Raw genomic sequence first — 14,066 nt, forward strand, 5'->3', positions numbered from 1 at the left:
ATGAAAATCCAAGGAAGTGAACAATGAGTGAAGCGCTGCGCGTAGGAATCGCCGGATTGGGTACTGTTGGTGCCTCGGTCCTGAAAATTTTGCGGGACAAGGGTGAAATGCTCACCCGTCAGTGCGGAAAGCAGATGGTTGTCACGGCAGTATCGGCGCGCGATGCCAAGCGTGACCGCGGTGTGGATTTCTCATCGGCAACTTGGTTTGATGATCCGGTTGAACTGGCCAAGTCAAACGAGATCGATGTTTTTATCGAGTTAATCGGCGGCGATGAGGGACCTGCGCGAGCTGCTGTTGAAGCCGCACTCAAATCCGGACGCCATGTCGTCACTGCGAATAAAGCTCTCTTGGCAAAGCACGGCGTCTATCTCGCAAAGATTGCTGAAGAAAAAGGCGTGTTGTTGAACTTTGAAGCGGCGGTGGCAGGCGGTATCCCTGTCATTAAAGCGCTTCGTGAATCCTTGACTGGCAATACGGTATCGCGTGTTTACGGTATCATGAACGGTACGTGCAATTATATCCTGACAAGGATGTGGGATGAGGGTATTTCCTTCGAAGATTGCCTCGCTGATGCACAGCGTCTCGGCTATGCCGAAGCTGATCCGACCTTCGATATCGAAGGCAATGATACCGCTCACAAGCTGGCGATACTTACCAGTCTCGCATTTGGCACGCAGATTGCTGCTGACGATATCTATCTTGAAGGCATCAGCAATATTTCGCTGGCCGATATCAAGGCTGCCGATGAACTTGGCTATCGTATCAAGTTGCTCGGGGTTGCACTGAAGACGGAAAGCGGCATTGAACAGCGCGTACATCCAACGATGGTACCTGTTGAATCGGTTATCGCGCAGGTGCATGGCGTTACCAACGCCGTCGCCATTGAAACCGATCTTCTAGGTGAATTGCTACTATCCGGCCCTGGGGCAGGCGGAGCAGCGACTGCATCCGCTGTTATTGGCGATCTGGCCGATATTGCAAAGAGCCGCCCCGGATTTCAGCATGGCCCGGTTTTCGGCACGCCTGCCAAATCTTTGGCACCTTACAAGCGAGCTAAAATGCGTGCCCATGAGGGTGGCTATTTTATCCGCCTGACAGTTCACGATAGGGCAGGCGTGTTTGCGGCTATTGCGAAACGCATGGCTGACAATGATATTTCGCTTGAATCTATTGTGCAGCGGCAGAGCGCCAACAGCCAGGCTGAGGCGACAAAGACTGTTATCCTCGTAACGCACGAAACGACGGAAGCTGCAGTCAAAAAAGCCTTAGACGGTATCGTCAAGGACGGTCATGCGACCGACAAACCCCAGATGATTCGGATCGAACGGGCAGGTTGAAAACCGGCATAGTGCGTTTAATCGATTAGCTTTTTCGGCAAGTGGCTTTTCTTCGGTTCAAGCCCTTGCCGCGTGGTTGCGACTTTGACAAAAGATTTGCATAGCGATGCTACTAAAGCCGCATTGCTGATCTTGAAATGCGGCCCTCTCCACAAAAGCAGGAAAAACTATGCCGAAAACTTCTGACCAGACTGACGTAGGCCTTGACCGTATTTTGACCCTTGAGCTGGTTCGTGTGACCGAGCGCGCAGCCGTTGCCGCCGCCCGTCTACGTGGACGAGGTGATGAAATGGCCGCCGATCAGGCTGCAGTTGACGCAATGCGTCAGGAACTCAATCGCTTGCCGATCGCCGGAACCGTTGTGATCGGTGAGGGCGAGCGCGACGAAGCTCCAATGCTGTATATTGGTGAAGAAGTTGGAACACGTAGCGGTCCTGAAGTTGATATTGCGCTTGATCCGCTGGAAGGCACCACAATCTGCGCTAAGAATCTTCCGAATTCGCTAGCTGTTATTGCAATCGCCGAAAAGGGCAATTTGCTTTATGCCCCCGATGTTTACATGGAAAAAATTGCTGTTGGACCGGGCTACCCGGCTGGTATCATCAATCTGGATGCGCCAGCGATTGAAAACATCATGGCTGTTGCCAAAGCAAAGGGCGTGCCTGTCAGCGAAATCACTGCCTGCATCATGGACCGCCCACGCCATGCGCGTCTTATTGAGGAAGTCCGCGCGACTGGCGCATCCATTCGTCTAATCGGCGATGGCGACGTTGCAGGCGTTATCCATACGACCGATCCGGATGAAACGGGCATCGATATCTATATCGGCATTGGCGGCGCACCTGAAGGCGTTCTGGCTGCCGCGGCGCTTCGTTGTATTGGTGGACAGATGCAGGGCCGTCTCCAGCTTAACAGTGATGACAAGATTGCCCGTGCAGCCAAGATGGGCATCAGTGATCCCAAGAAAATCTACACAATGGAAGAAATGGCAAAGGGCGACGTACTGTTTGCTGCCACTGGTGTGACCGACGGCAATATGCTCTCCGGTGTCAAATTTGCGCGCGACTACATCCAGACTCACACGGTGGTCATGCGTTCGCATTCGCAGACAGTTCGCGAAATCAAGGCCAAGCATCAGGATATGAGCAAGTTCCAGTAATAGGTACTGGATTAGCCTTTCAGGCCATTGCTTTCCATCGCGCCGGGTGATTGAACGCTCAGATGACATCTGAACGGCTTTTCCTCGGCGTTGGACAATCGGCTACCGGTCTCAAATGGGTCGACCGGCTCGGTCAGCGTGAGGCGAATATCGCGCTGGCCATGGCACAAAATCATGGCTTTCCGGATATCGTGACGCGTGTATTGGCAGGCCGGGGCGTCGGTCTGGATGAAGCTGCGGCCTTTATGGAGCCGACGCTCAAGAGCCTGATGCCAGACCCAGCATCCTTGACGGACATGGAAAAGGCAGCGGCCCGCATTGCCGATGCAATTACCTCTCGGGAAACAGTTGCGATTTTCGGCGATTATGATGTTGACGGTGCTTGTTCGTCTGCAATTCTTTCGCGTTTTCTGACCCATTACGGCATTGCCAACCGGATTTACATTCCAGACCGGATTTTTGAAGGCTATGGGCCCAACCCTGCCGCAATGCAGGAACTGGCAAAAGAAGCCTCGCTTATTGTTACTGTGGATTGCGGAACGAATAGCGCAGCGGCAATTGATGCTGCCAAGGTGGCCGGCGCAGATGTCGTCGTATTGGACCATCATCAGGTGGGCGGGGTTTTGCCCGCGGCAGCGCATGCTGTTGTCAATCCCAACCGTGAAGATGATTTGTCCGGTCAAGGACACCTTTGTGCCGCAGGCGTGGTGTTTTTGACGTTGGTGCAAATATCGAGGGTATTACGCGAGGGTCAATCAAAACTCGATGTCCGCCCGCCAGACCTGCTTTCCTTGCTCGATCTGGTAGCGTTGGCGACGGTCTGCGATGTCGTACCGCTAAAAGAGCTAAACAGGGCCTTCGTCGTAAAGGGAGCGCTTGTAGCTCGAACTCAGCAGAACGCTGGCCTTGCAGCACTAGCTCGCGTCTCGCGAATTGGCGAACCTCTGAACGCATTCCATTTTGCCTATCTTATCGGCCCACGTATCAACGCGGGTGGTCGAATTGGCGATGCTGGATTGGGTGCCCGGCTTCTAACGCTGGATGATCCTGATGAAGCGGCTCGAATTGCCGAAGAACTCGATCGGCTCAATCAAGAGCGTCAGGCAATGGAAACCATCATGCTCGAACAGGCCGAGGCGGAGGCAATGGTCGAGCTTTCCTCAGGATCTGGTCCAGCAGTGCTTGTTACTGCCAATGAGGACTGGCACCCCGGAATAGTTGGATTGATAGCTGCACGACTGAAGGAGCGCGCGCGTCGCCCTGCTTTCGCAATCGCTTTCAATGCAAATGGCACTGGTAGTGGCTCGGGTCGCTCGATCAATGGTTTTGATCTTGGAAAGCTTGTTCGGGCCGCCGTGGAAAAGGGCCTGTTGGTTAAAGGCGGGGGACACGCCATGGCGGCCGGAATAACCGTCGAGCGCGAAAAGATGGGCGCTTTGCGAGCATTCTTCGAAGAGCAGGCCACAGAGATGGTAGGACAGTTGCGGGAGAATGCGTCACTTGCCATTGACGGAGCGTTGAGTGCTGCGGGTGCCACGGTTCCGCTATACGAAACGATGGAAAAAGCCGGGCCGTTCGGTTCAGGGCATCCGCAACCGGTGCTGGTTCTTCCTCATCACAGATTGGTTGACGCGCGATCAGTGGGTACCAGCCACGTCAAGGTCACGCTGGCTGGTGCTGATGGCAAGCGGATTAATGCGATCGCTTTTCGTGCTGTGGGAGGTCCTCTAGGTGACTTCCTGTTTAATCAATTGGGGCAATCCATGCACGTTGCAGGCAATCTTGCTCTCAACCATTGGAACGGCTCAACGACGACGCAATTTCGCATTCTTGATGCGGCAAAAGCCATCTGAACTAAACCACTCACTTGCCTTTTTGCAACTTGTGTGTTCTTCTTTTGTTCTAAATCGAGAACATCAGAATGCGAAAGCCGACACATACAGAAAAGCTCTATCTGGATTTTGACAGCTTTTTCGCAAGCGCCGAGCAGCAGCTTAATCCTGCACTGCAGGGGCGACCAGTCGCTGTCGTCCCACTGGACTCACCGCATACGAGCGTCATTGCCGCCAGTCGTCAGGCAAAGCCCTATGGCATCAAAACGGGAACTTCAGTACGTGAGGCGCGGGAGAAGTGCCCGGATATCGTGTTTATTGCCGCCAGGCCGGATGTCTATGTGAAGCTTCACAATCGTATTCTGGAAACAATTGAGCGATGCGTCCCAATAGCGGCTGTTCGATCCATAGATGAGGTAGCCTGTCATCTGCTGGAGTCCGAGGCGCGCCAGGCACAGACGCTGGCGGCGCGGATCAAGCGTATATTGCACGATGATATCGGCCCGATCCTGACATGCTCGATTGGCATTTCCTTCAACGAACTTCTGGCAAAGGTTGCTGCAGAAATGGACAAGCCTGATGGCTTTGTAATGCTTGATCACTCCGACCTGCCGGGACGGTTATTCGATCTGAAACTGCGCGATCTGCCGGGCATTTCCAAGGGCATGGAGAGCCGGCTGGAGCAAGCTGGAGTCACAAACATCCAAGGTTTGTGGAGTCTTGCGCCTAAACATGCCCGCGCTATTTGGAACAGTGTTGAGGGTGAGCGGCTCGTTTCTGCTTTGCATGGTTATGCTGTCGAGAAGCCGGACACTGTAAAGCGTATGTACGGTCATGGCCGAAATCTGCCTCCAGATTGGAGAACTCCGGAAAAGGTGCTGCAATGTGCAAGATTATTGACCTTGAGCGCCGCACGGCGCCTCCGCCGCTCGCATTATCGTGCAGGGGCAATGAGCTACACTGTAGGCGTTCGAAGAGACAGCCGTGTGACGATGGAAGGCCAGTTTCGACCGGCGCGTGATGATCGCAGTTTTCTGGATTGCCTCAACAAACTCCACCAGAAAATGGTTGAGGCAGGCAAAATGCGAAACATAAGTTCGGTTACAGTGGTTTTGCACGATCTTTTCGCAGAAGAAGAGGGTGCAAAAGATTTGTTTGATACAGGCGAGAGCGTTAAGCACCGCGAGCAATGGGAAAGCGTCTCTGATCTGATTGACAAGATTCGCAGCCGTCACGGATCGAAAGCTCTTAATCTGGGTTCTGCTCAAGGTCCCGGTGATTACATTGGCTCAAAAATCGCTTTCGGGCGCATTCCTGAACCGGAAGATTTTTAGCTGCCCCAACTGTTGTGATCAGGGCAGCCAAGAATTCAATATGCTGCTGTAAAGCGCTGCTGTTTGTGCTTTGGATTGTGTGCTTCATCGACAATCGCAACTGCGAGATCGCTTGCACTGATTGCACTCTTGCCCTCGGCGTCGAAAACTGGATTGTCCTTGCCGAGACGATATTTGCCGGTGCGCGGGCCGGGTGCCAGATTGAACGGAGGAGAAACGAAGCTCCAATCGAGATTTGTCTCGGTGCGAAGATCATTTAGCGCTTGGCGAGCGCCAAGAGCGCCTTCCTTATATTCTGCTGGAAAGTGCGCGCCGTCCACGAACTGAGTTCCATCTTCCGCATAAAGGCTTCCTGCGCCACCGATAACAATCAATCGCTTCACGCCAGCAGATTTGGTGGCTTCGGTGATCGATTTGCTGGCCTTGATATGAACCGCCTGAATGTTTGGATCTGTCCAACCCGGATTATAGGCAGAGATCACAACATCATGGCCTTTGAGTTTTTCTGCCAGCGCCTTGGTGTCCAAAGCATCTGCGTCTACCGCAGTAACGCCGCTCAGTTTCTCTACCTTTGCCGAATTGCGTGCCAAAGCGGTAACGCTATCCCCGCGTGCAACGGCTTCTTTCAGAATTTCCTTGCCAACAAAACCGGTGGCACCGATCAATGCAATTTTCATCATATGCTCCTTGATGCGGGTACGCATCGTTTTCTGGTTACTAACAATAACTATCTATGATAGATGGATTGAGCTGAAAAGAACGCACTTTTTCCGTTTCAGGGCACACCGAGGTAACCGCCTTAGGGTTGGTGTTTAATGTATGGATGGTAGAAATGAGTATACACACAAACACGCGCAGTAACGTGCCATTGCTCGAATCAATGCCAGCAATGAAGGCTGAGGATGGTGGTCTCTGCCCGATGCGTGAAGTATTGGATCGGGTCGGTGATTCGTGGAGCATGCTGACGATCATCAATCTGCAATCTGGTCCTCGTCGGTTTAATGTACTGCGGCGTATGATCGAAGGCATTTCTCAGCGCATGCTGACGGTCACTCTTCGCTCGCTCGAACGCGATGGCCTTGTACTGCGCACTGTCAAGCCGACATCGCCCCCCGAAGTAACTTATGCACTTACTGACATGGGCCATTCCATTGCAGTGCCAGTTGGCGCGCTGGGTGAGTGGGCTGTGGCAAACCGCAATCACCTGCGCGCCGCCCGGGCTGCCTTCGATGCAGCAAAGACAGAATAAGGGAACCCTCCCCACCGCCTTGCGTTTCTCCAATTCCAATAACATGGAAGGGAGAAATGACAATGCCGGCAAAGTCTCAAGCCCAACAAAAAGCTGCAGGTGCAGCACTTTCCGCAAAACGTGGAGACACCAAAAAAAGCGAACTCAAGGGTGCGTCGAAGAGCATGTACGAATCGATGAATGAGAAGCAACTTGAAGAGTTTGCGGAAACCGATCACAAGAACTTGCCAAAGAAAAAGACCTGACTATCGGCGCGCACTGTTACTGACAGATTCGCGCCTCACAGCTTTTGCCATGACATCCCAGGTCAAGATGGAGATTACCCTGATGTGCGGCGTCTCCGTCTGGCCCTATGACGGTCATAAACCGCTCGCAGCTTGCCTTGTGCAACGACAACCAGAATGCTTGCTCTTCCGGTTTACCTTTCCAGCCTGATCCCAGCTCTGTGGTTTTTCCGTTCTTGAACTTGAAAGACATGATGTCCAAAGCATTGGCAAATGCATGCTCCGAAACGCGCCCTTTACGACCATTGTTGACCTTCCGACACTGATAGTCAGAGCCGGTCGCTATGCTCTCAATCTCGGCGCCGAAATTCTTCTGAGCTTCTTTTTGAATCTCGACAACCCAGTTGGCAAGCGATCCCGCCATAGCGCAATTGGTTATGATCGGCGCAGCGAACTTCACCGGATTGTCCTTGCCGATGGCTGTGATTTTCAGCGGTGAACGCTCCCCGCATGTCCCTTCCGAAAGAGGTGGCACCAACTCGCCTTGCACTTCGCCATTCATGATTGCCGGACAGGCATTCTGATAAACCCGGTCCGGTGACGTGGCAGGATCAGTCTTTTCGGGCGTCTGATCGTGCTCAGGTCTTTCGTCACTTATCGCGTCCTCAGGTTTTGGCCCCTGCTGCTCGGCCTTCGGCAATTCGACTAGCTTTTCAGCAGGTTTGGCTTCAGGTACGGGCTCCGTAACTGGTTTCTGATCAGGCACAGGCGTTTCCTTAGGATCAGCCTTCTGTATCTCTTCAACTGGCTTTTCTTCAGGTTTCGGGGCTTCCGTCGCCGTCGCCGCCCGAGGATTGTCGAGCGGAACGGGTGGAACAACCGGCAACGCGGGTTTGGCTGTTCTGCTTTGGTGGCCACGCCTGTGACGAGCATCCGCATCGCCCGCCGAATTCACGAGCGCCAGACTTGAAATAGATGCGGTAAGGGATAGAAGGACGAATAGATTGAAACGCGAACGACGCGAGAATAGGGTCATTATCGGCTCTACTCCTGTTTGAGCGTATACCCTAACGTGCGAAGCCGGTCATCGGTTTCAATTTATATGAGCCGTTGAAACATCCGCCGCGCTTGACATCAGGCAACCTTCACACTAGAAGCCACAACAACGCAGGGCCTAACAGCTCTGCGTTTCATTTGACGTGTCCCGTGAGTGATCTCGCAAAGCGTGCGTGGGTCGTTCTGTCAGTCTTCGAAAACGGAAGGCAGAGGAGGGCGCGTTTCCTTGAACCAGGGTGTTGAACTCTGGTTTGGTTTTGTTGAAAGGAAATGCGATGAGCAAGCGCGAATCGTCCAAGTATAAAATTGACCGCCGTCTTGGCGAAAACATCTGGGGTCGTCCTAAGTCCCCTGTAAACCGCCGTGAATATGGCCCAGGCCAGCACGGTCAGCGCCGCAAGAGCAAGCTGTCCGACTTCGGTGTTCAGCTGCGCGCAAAGCAGAAGCTCAAGGGCTTCTATGGCGACATTTCGGAAAAGCAGTTCCGCAAGACCTACGAAGAAGCATCACGCCGCAAGGGCGATACTGGTGAACAGCTCATCGGTCTTCTCGAGTCGCGTCTGGATGCGATCGTGTACCGCGCAAAGTTCGTTCCCACGATCTTTGCAGCGCGTCAGTTCGTCAACCATGGCCACGTGAACGTGAACGGCCGTCGCACCAACATTCAGTCTTACATCTGCAAGGCTGGCGACGTGATCGAAGTTCGCGAAAAGTCAAAGCAGCTCGTGATTGTTCTGGAAGCTGTACAGCTTGCTGAGCGCGATGTTCCTGAATACATCGAAGTTGATCACACCAAGATGGTTGCCAAGTACAACCGCGTTCCGGCCTTCTCCGATGTGCCATACGCTGTACAGATGGAACCAAACCTGGTCGTCGAATTCTACTCGCGTTAATCGGGTATTGAAGTTGTTGAAAAAAGCCGCCTGGAGCAATCCTGGCGGCTTTTTTGTTGCAGGATCAAAGAGGAAGCGGGAATGACGGAGCTACAATCCATTGTCGATAGCGTTTATCGCGATCTCTCTGACAGAATCGGCGAAGGTAAACTTGCCGACTATATTCCCGAACTGGCAACGGTCGATCCAAAGCAATTTGGGATAGCTTTGGTGACTGTGGATGGGCAAGTGTACTCTGCGGGAGACGCCGAAACCTCTTTCTCAATCCAGAGTATTTCAAAGGTTTTCACCCTGACTCTGGCGCTCGGCAAAATTGGTGATGGGCTATGGAAAAGGGTGGGTCGGGAACCATCCGGCAATGCGTTTAATTCAATTGTACAGCTTGAGCAGGAGAAGGGTAAACCGCGCAACCCATTTATTAATGCCGGTGCAATTGCGGTGGCGGATGTGGTCTTGGCCGGACATGCTCCAAAAGAAGCAATTGCAGAGATTGTACAATTCATCCGCCAATTGGCCGACGATGATACGATTGCCATTGATCATAATGTGGCCCGTTCGGAAACCAATACCGGTTATCGCAATGTAGCACTCGCTAATTTCATGAGATCGTTCAACAATCTCAACCATCCTGCCGAGCATGTCTTGGGGGTTTATTTCCATCACTGCGCGGTGGCCATGTCATGCCACCAGCTTGCTCATGCTGGGCTATATCTAGCGTCAGCAGGCCGCAACCCGCTTAGCGGCGGCAGTGTGGTTTCTCCAAGCCGCGCGCGCCGGATCAACGCTCTGATGCTCATGTGCGGGCATTATGATGGTTCAGGCGACTTTGCGTACCGTGTCGGTCTTCCGGGAAAAAGCGGTGTTGGCGGTGGAATTCTGGCGATAGCACCGGGAAAGGCCTCCATTGCAGTGTGGTCTCCGGGACTGAACGAGAATGGCAATTCACAGTTGGGCTCTGCGGCACTGGAGCTTCTGGCACAACGGACAGGCTGGTCAGTCTTCGGACAGTGAGAAAGCCTTGCATTGCTGGAATTTGCGAGGCAATGAAGGGGCCTATGAGGTGTTCCCATGACTATTCATGATTTGGATATTGCTGAAGCTTCGGGCTGTCATCCGATGTTTCTCGGCGTGCCATCCAATGTCGAGTTCAACAAGCTGCGCAAGCGGTTATTGCGCAATACGCGGCAGGCTCTCGAAGATTTTGCTATGGTCAAGCCGGGCGAGCGCTGGCTGATCGGGCTTTCAGGCGGCAAGGATTCCTATGGCTTGCTTGCGCTTCTGCTAGATCTGAAATGGCGCGGACTGCTGCCGGTTGAACTGATCGCCTGCAATCTCGATCAGGGACAGCCGAATTTCCCCAAGCATATCTTGCCTGAGTTCCTGACTCGTCATGGAATTGAACATCGCATCGAGTACAAGGATACCTATTCCATTGTCACCGATAAGGTAGCCGAAAACCAGACATATTGCTCGCTTTGTTCGCGGTTGCGGCGTGGGCACCTTTACCGCGTAGCACGGGAAGAGGGATGCTCTGCCCTTGTTCTGGGGCATCACCGTGAAGATATTCTTGAAACATTCCTGATGAACCTGTTTCATGGTGGCAGGCTTGCGGCCATGCCGCCGAAACTGCTTAACGATGATGGCGACCTGATGCTGTTGCGGCCTTTGAGCTATTGCGCCGAGGATGATCTGGAGAAATTTGCCCATACAATGCAGTTCCCGATCATACCCTGCGACCTTTGCGGCAGTCAGGACGGACTTCAGCGTAATATGATGAAGGCCATGCTTTCTGACATCGAGAAACGTATGCCGGGCCGCAAGGAAATCATGATCCGCGCCCTTTCCAATACACGGCCAAGCCATTTGCTGGATCGCAAAATCTTTGATTTTGCAGGCCTGTCTCTAAAAGGAAATGCAAGCGAATGACATTTGATGAACAATCCATGGATTGGCTCGGCGATCTCCTCGCTGAGGTGGCCAAAGAAGAAATCATGCCACGGTTCCGCTCGCTAGGGGCGGGCGATATAAAGCAGAAAACATCGGCGCTAGACCTCGTAACTGAAGCAGATATCAACGCAGAGCGGGTCATTACAGCGAAACTGCGCCAGCGATACCCGGATGCATTCATTCTTGGCGAAGAAGCGTGCGAAACCGATGGCTCATTGCTGGGCAAGCTCAAGGATGCGCCGCTGGCTTTCGTTCTTGACCCTGTTGACGGCACTTATAACTTTGCCCATGGCGTACCGTTATTCGGGGTAATGCTTGCGGTGGTGATTAATGGAGAGACCGTCGCGGGCATAATTCATGATCCGGTTGGACATGATTGGGTGGTCGGCGTGAAAGGAGCGGGGACTGAACTGCGTTCCGCCACGAACCTCAAACGCAAGTTGAGCGTGGCGCCACCAGCACCGATCTCAAGCATGCTCGGTGCAATGTCATGGCAGTTTGTCGAGGAACCGCTGCGCTCAACATTCACGCGCAATCAAGCGAAGTGCAAAGCTTCATTCGGTTTCCGCTGTGCGGCTCATGAGTACAGGCTGATTGCCTCGGGCGGAGCGCATTTCGCCATGTATAACAAGTTGATGCCTTGGGACCATCTTGCAGGGGCACTCATCCATCAGGAAGCAGGTGGGTATGTTGCACGCTTCGATGGCTCGATTTACGAACCTCATCATTTGGATGGTGGACTGCTGATTGCGCCGGACAAAGCTAGTTGGAACGACTTGCGATCCGCGCTTTGGGCAGCCGCTTGATCGAAAGGGCGTGGGAAAAAGTTCTCAGCTGAGAACAAATTCCTATGACCAAAAACCTCCTCAAACAGGCTCTGTAAAATAGGGAAAGGCCCGAAATATCTGAACATTTTCGGGCTCTTTCAGTCAATTTTTGTGTGGTTTTTGGCAAATCTTCAGCAATTTTGCTCTCTAAAATGTGGCGAAAGCTGGCTTTTTCAAGGCAAATTCGCCACATTTCGTTTCGGATCGAATACCTAGACTGGCTTGTTGTGCGGCTGAAACAGTCGTCCCCGCTCAGCAATGAGAACGAACACCAGACCGATCAATGATAGTACGAAGAAGCCTGCCACCAATGGCGTTGTCGTGCCATCGAAAGCCTGTCCAATCAGTGCCCCGATTGCACCGCCGCCAGCGGTTCCCATAAAGCCGAGAACCGATGATGCCGTACCTGCCACATGCCCCAGCGGCTCCATGGCAAGCGAATTGAAGTTCGAGCCGATCCAGCCAAACTGGAACATGGCGACTGCGAAGAACAGCAAATAGATCAGGAAGGGCGTGGGGTGCGGACCCAACAATGTCACCAACAGCCAGAGGCCATTGACCGTCAAAAATGCCAGCAGTGCTCCGTGGGAGAGGCGGCGCATGCCGAAGCGCCCGACGAAGCGGGAGTTCACGAACGAAGAGAAAGCCATGGTGACAGCCACTGCTGCAAATGCCACGGGGAACCACACGCCGAGTTGATAGATACCGACATAAATCTGCTGCGCGGAATTGATGAACCCAAAAAGCGCACCGAAGATGAACGCGCTGGCGAGCGTATAGCAAAGTGCTACCCGGTTCGTGAGAACAATGATGAATCCGCGGGTCACTGATTTCAGCGTAAATGGACGCACATCAGCAGGATCGAGTGTTTCCGGAAGGCGAATATAAACCCAGCACATCACGGCGGCAGCGATAACTGCCATGAAAATGAAGATCAGATGCCAGTTGCCAAACAGCATGACTGCTTGGCCTGTGCCCGGTGCAATAACCGGCACCACCATGAAAACCATCATGATCAAAGACATGACTTCCGCCATCATACGACCGCCGTAGACGTCACGAACAATAGAGATTGTGATAACGCGTGTTGCTGCTGATCCAATGCCCTGAAGCAGGCGAAATGCCAGCAGTGAGGCAAAACTTGGCACGAAGACACAGGCCATCGCCGAGAAAATATAGATAGTTAATCCGACAAACATTGGCTTGCGGCGACCGAAACGATCAGAAATCGGCCCGTAGAACAGCTGCGAAATGGCAAAGCCCATCAAATAGGCCGAAATCACATATTGGCGATGGTTTTCGCTAATCACGCCGAGGCTTGCACCGATTTCCTGCAATCCCGGCAGCATGATGTCGATGGCAAGGGCGTTAAGCGCCATGAGCGCTGCCATCATCGCGATAAACTCGATCTTGGTCATACCGCCAAGGTTTGGAGTTGAGCTTGTGGTGGACGTATTCATTTTCAAACCTGCGAACAATGTCCGTTGAGGTTCAGGAAATAACAACCGGGAAGGGGCATTCTCTCGTGCCGGTCAACAGCCTTGAAGCCCATTGATCGCTTTTCGAAAAGCCACTTGGAACGGCCGTTATGTCCGGAATCTCAATGGACCGTAAAAACAACGACAAAGGCGTCGGAGTGTCCGACGCCTTTAGAATATAATTCCGCTAAAGCGCGGAATAGACTGATTTTATTGCGTAATCAGGCGGCCTTGGTGGCGACACCCTTTTCGCTGAAGAGAGATTGAAGTTCGCCAGCCTGAAACATTTCACGGATAATGTCACAACCGCCAACGAATTCGCCTTTTACGTAAAGCTGCGGGATCGTTGGCCAATTCGAATATTCCTTGATTCCCTGACGCAGCTCATCGGAAGAAAGGATGTTCACACCCTTATAATCAACACCGATATAATCGAGTATCTGCACGACCTGACCGGAAAAGCCGCACTGGGGAAAGCCCGGTGTGCCCTTCATGAACAGAACAACATCATTGCTCTTCACTTCATTGTCGATAAATTCGTTGATACCGCTCATTTCGGCAAACCTTTCCTACCAAAGCGCGACGAATCGCCATCATTGGTCCAAATTGATCTTTTCTAACAAATAGCGCTTCAATTCTGGCAAAACAAGGCTGGTCATTGTGTCATCTCGTATCATCATTACGATCAGCTTCATTTTATTCTTCTCTTTGGGCGGGATTATCTGGT

The 14,066-nt window shown here is 52.7% G+C and carries 14 protein-coding genes; 10 read left to right on the forward strand and 4 right to left on the reverse strand.

Annotation, left to right across the window (positions count from 1 at the left end):
* Nucleotides 1-23: 23 nt before the first annotated feature.
* The 4 genes from ABKW30_RS15940 (at nt 24) to ABKW30_RS15955 (ending at nt 5,665) form a co-directional block, all read left to right on the forward strand.
* A complete protein-coding gene (locus tag ABKW30_RS15940; protein ID WP_348599925.1) occupies nt 24-1,340 on the forward strand; it encodes a homoserine dehydrogenase in 1,317 nt (438 codons plus the stop codon).
* A gap of 169 nt (nt 1,341-1,509) precedes the next feature.
* Entirely contained in the window at nt 1,510-2,499 is a 990-nt protein-coding gene (gene glpX / locus ABKW30_RS15945; RefSeq protein WP_115051677.1) for a class II fructose-bisphosphatase, read from the forward strand.
* Nucleotides 2,500-2,561: 62 nt separating this feature from the next.
* Nucleotides 2,562-4,352, forward strand: coding sequence for a single-stranded-DNA-specific exonuclease RecJ (gene recJ / locus ABKW30_RS15950; protein ID WP_348599926.1), 1,791 nt, complete (start codon nt 2,562-2,564; stop codon nt 4,350-4,352).
* A gap of 68 nt (nt 4,353-4,420) precedes the next feature.
* Nucleotides 4,421-5,665, forward strand: coding sequence for a type VI secretion protein ImpB (locus ABKW30_RS15955; RefSeq protein ID WP_348599927.1), 1,245 nt, complete (start codon nt 4,421-4,423; stop codon nt 5,663-5,665).
* A gap of 35 nt (nt 5,666-5,700) precedes the next feature.
* Here the strand turns inward: ABKW30_RS15955 and ABKW30_RS15960 are convergent, their stop codons facing one another.
* Nucleotides 5,701-6,345, reverse strand: a complete 645-nt coding sequence (locus tag ABKW30_RS15960) for an NAD(P)-dependent oxidoreductase (protein WP_348599928.1) — start codon at nt 6,343-6,345, stop codon at nt 5,701-5,703.
* Between the two features lie 152 nt (nt 6,346-6,497).
* Between ABKW30_RS15960 and ABKW30_RS15965 the strand changes: the two genes are divergently transcribed.
* Both ABKW30_RS15965 and ABKW30_RS15970 read left to right on the forward strand, forming a co-directional pair.
* Nucleotides 6,498-6,914, forward strand: coding sequence for a helix-turn-helix domain-containing protein (locus tag ABKW30_RS15965; protein WP_348599929.1), 417 nt, complete (start codon nt 6,498-6,500; stop codon nt 6,912-6,914).
* Between the two features lie 62 nt (nt 6,915-6,976).
* Nucleotides 6,977-7,159: a DUF3008 family protein gene (locus ABKW30_RS15970; protein ID WP_348600416.1), complete on the forward strand. Its 183-nt coding sequence runs from the start codon at nt 6,977-6,979 to the stop codon at nt 7,157-7,159.
* 16 nt (nt 7,160-7,175) lie between these two features.
* On the opposite strand, the gene ABKW30_RS15975 is transcribed toward ABKW30_RS15970, so the two are convergent.
* Entirely contained in the window at nt 7,176-8,174 is a 999-nt protein-coding gene (locus tag ABKW30_RS15975; RefSeq protein WP_348599931.1) for an extensin family protein, read from the reverse strand.
* A 295-nt stretch (nt 8,175-8,469) separates the two neighbouring features.
* Between ABKW30_RS15975 and rpsD the strand changes: the two genes are divergently transcribed.
* The 4 genes from rpsD to ABKW30_RS15995 all read left to right on the forward strand — a co-directional run bounded on the left by rpsD (nt 8,470) and on the right by ABKW30_RS15995 (nt 11,840).
* On the forward strand, nt 8,470-9,087 hold the full coding sequence (gene rpsD / locus ABKW30_RS15980; protein WP_008120815.1) for a 30S ribosomal protein S4: 618 nt from the start codon (nt 8,470-8,472) through the stop codon (nt 9,085-9,087).
* 81 nt (nt 9,088-9,168) lie between these two features.
* Complete coding sequence (locus ABKW30_RS15985) at nt 9,169-10,098, forward strand: glutaminase (RefSeq protein WP_348599932.1); 930 nt, start codon at nt 9,169-9,171, stop codon at nt 10,096-10,098.
* A 57-nt stretch (nt 10,099-10,155) separates the two neighbouring features.
* Nucleotides 10,156-11,013, forward strand: a complete 858-nt coding sequence (gene ttcA, locus ABKW30_RS15990) for a tRNA 2-thiocytidine(32) synthetase TtcA (protein WP_348599933.1) — start codon at nt 10,156-10,158, stop codon at nt 11,011-11,013.
* Nucleotides 11,010-11,840 (forward strand): inositol monophosphatase family protein, encoded by an 831-nt coding sequence (locus tag ABKW30_RS15995; protein ID WP_348599934.1) that lies wholly within the window; start codon nt 11,010-11,012, stop codon nt 11,838-11,840. Before ttcA ends, ABKW30_RS15995 begins: the two co-directional genes overlap by 4 nt.
* Nucleotides 11,841-12,073: 233 nt before the next feature.
* Here the strand turns inward: ABKW30_RS15995 and ABKW30_RS16000 are convergent, their stop codons facing one another.
* Together ABKW30_RS16000 and grxD are read right to left on the reverse strand one after the other, a co-directional pair.
* The gene (locus ABKW30_RS16000) at nt 12,074-13,279 is read right to left on the reverse strand and encodes a multidrug effflux MFS transporter (protein ID WP_348600417.1); all 1,206 of its coding nucleotides are present in this window, start codon (nt 13,277-13,279) and stop codon (nt 12,074-12,076) included.
* Between the two features lie 281 nt (nt 13,280-13,560).
* Nucleotides 13,561-13,893, reverse strand: a complete 333-nt coding sequence (gene grxD / locus ABKW30_RS16005) for a Grx4 family monothiol glutaredoxin (RefSeq protein ID WP_348599935.1) — start codon at nt 13,891-13,893, stop codon at nt 13,561-13,563.
* Between the last annotated feature and the right edge of the window lie 173 nt (nt 13,894-14,066).

The sequence above is a fragment of the Phyllobacterium sp. SB3 genome (genome assembly GCF_040009165.1).
GTDB lineage: Bacteria > Pseudomonadota > Alphaproteobacteria > Rhizobiales > Rhizobiaceae > Phyllobacterium.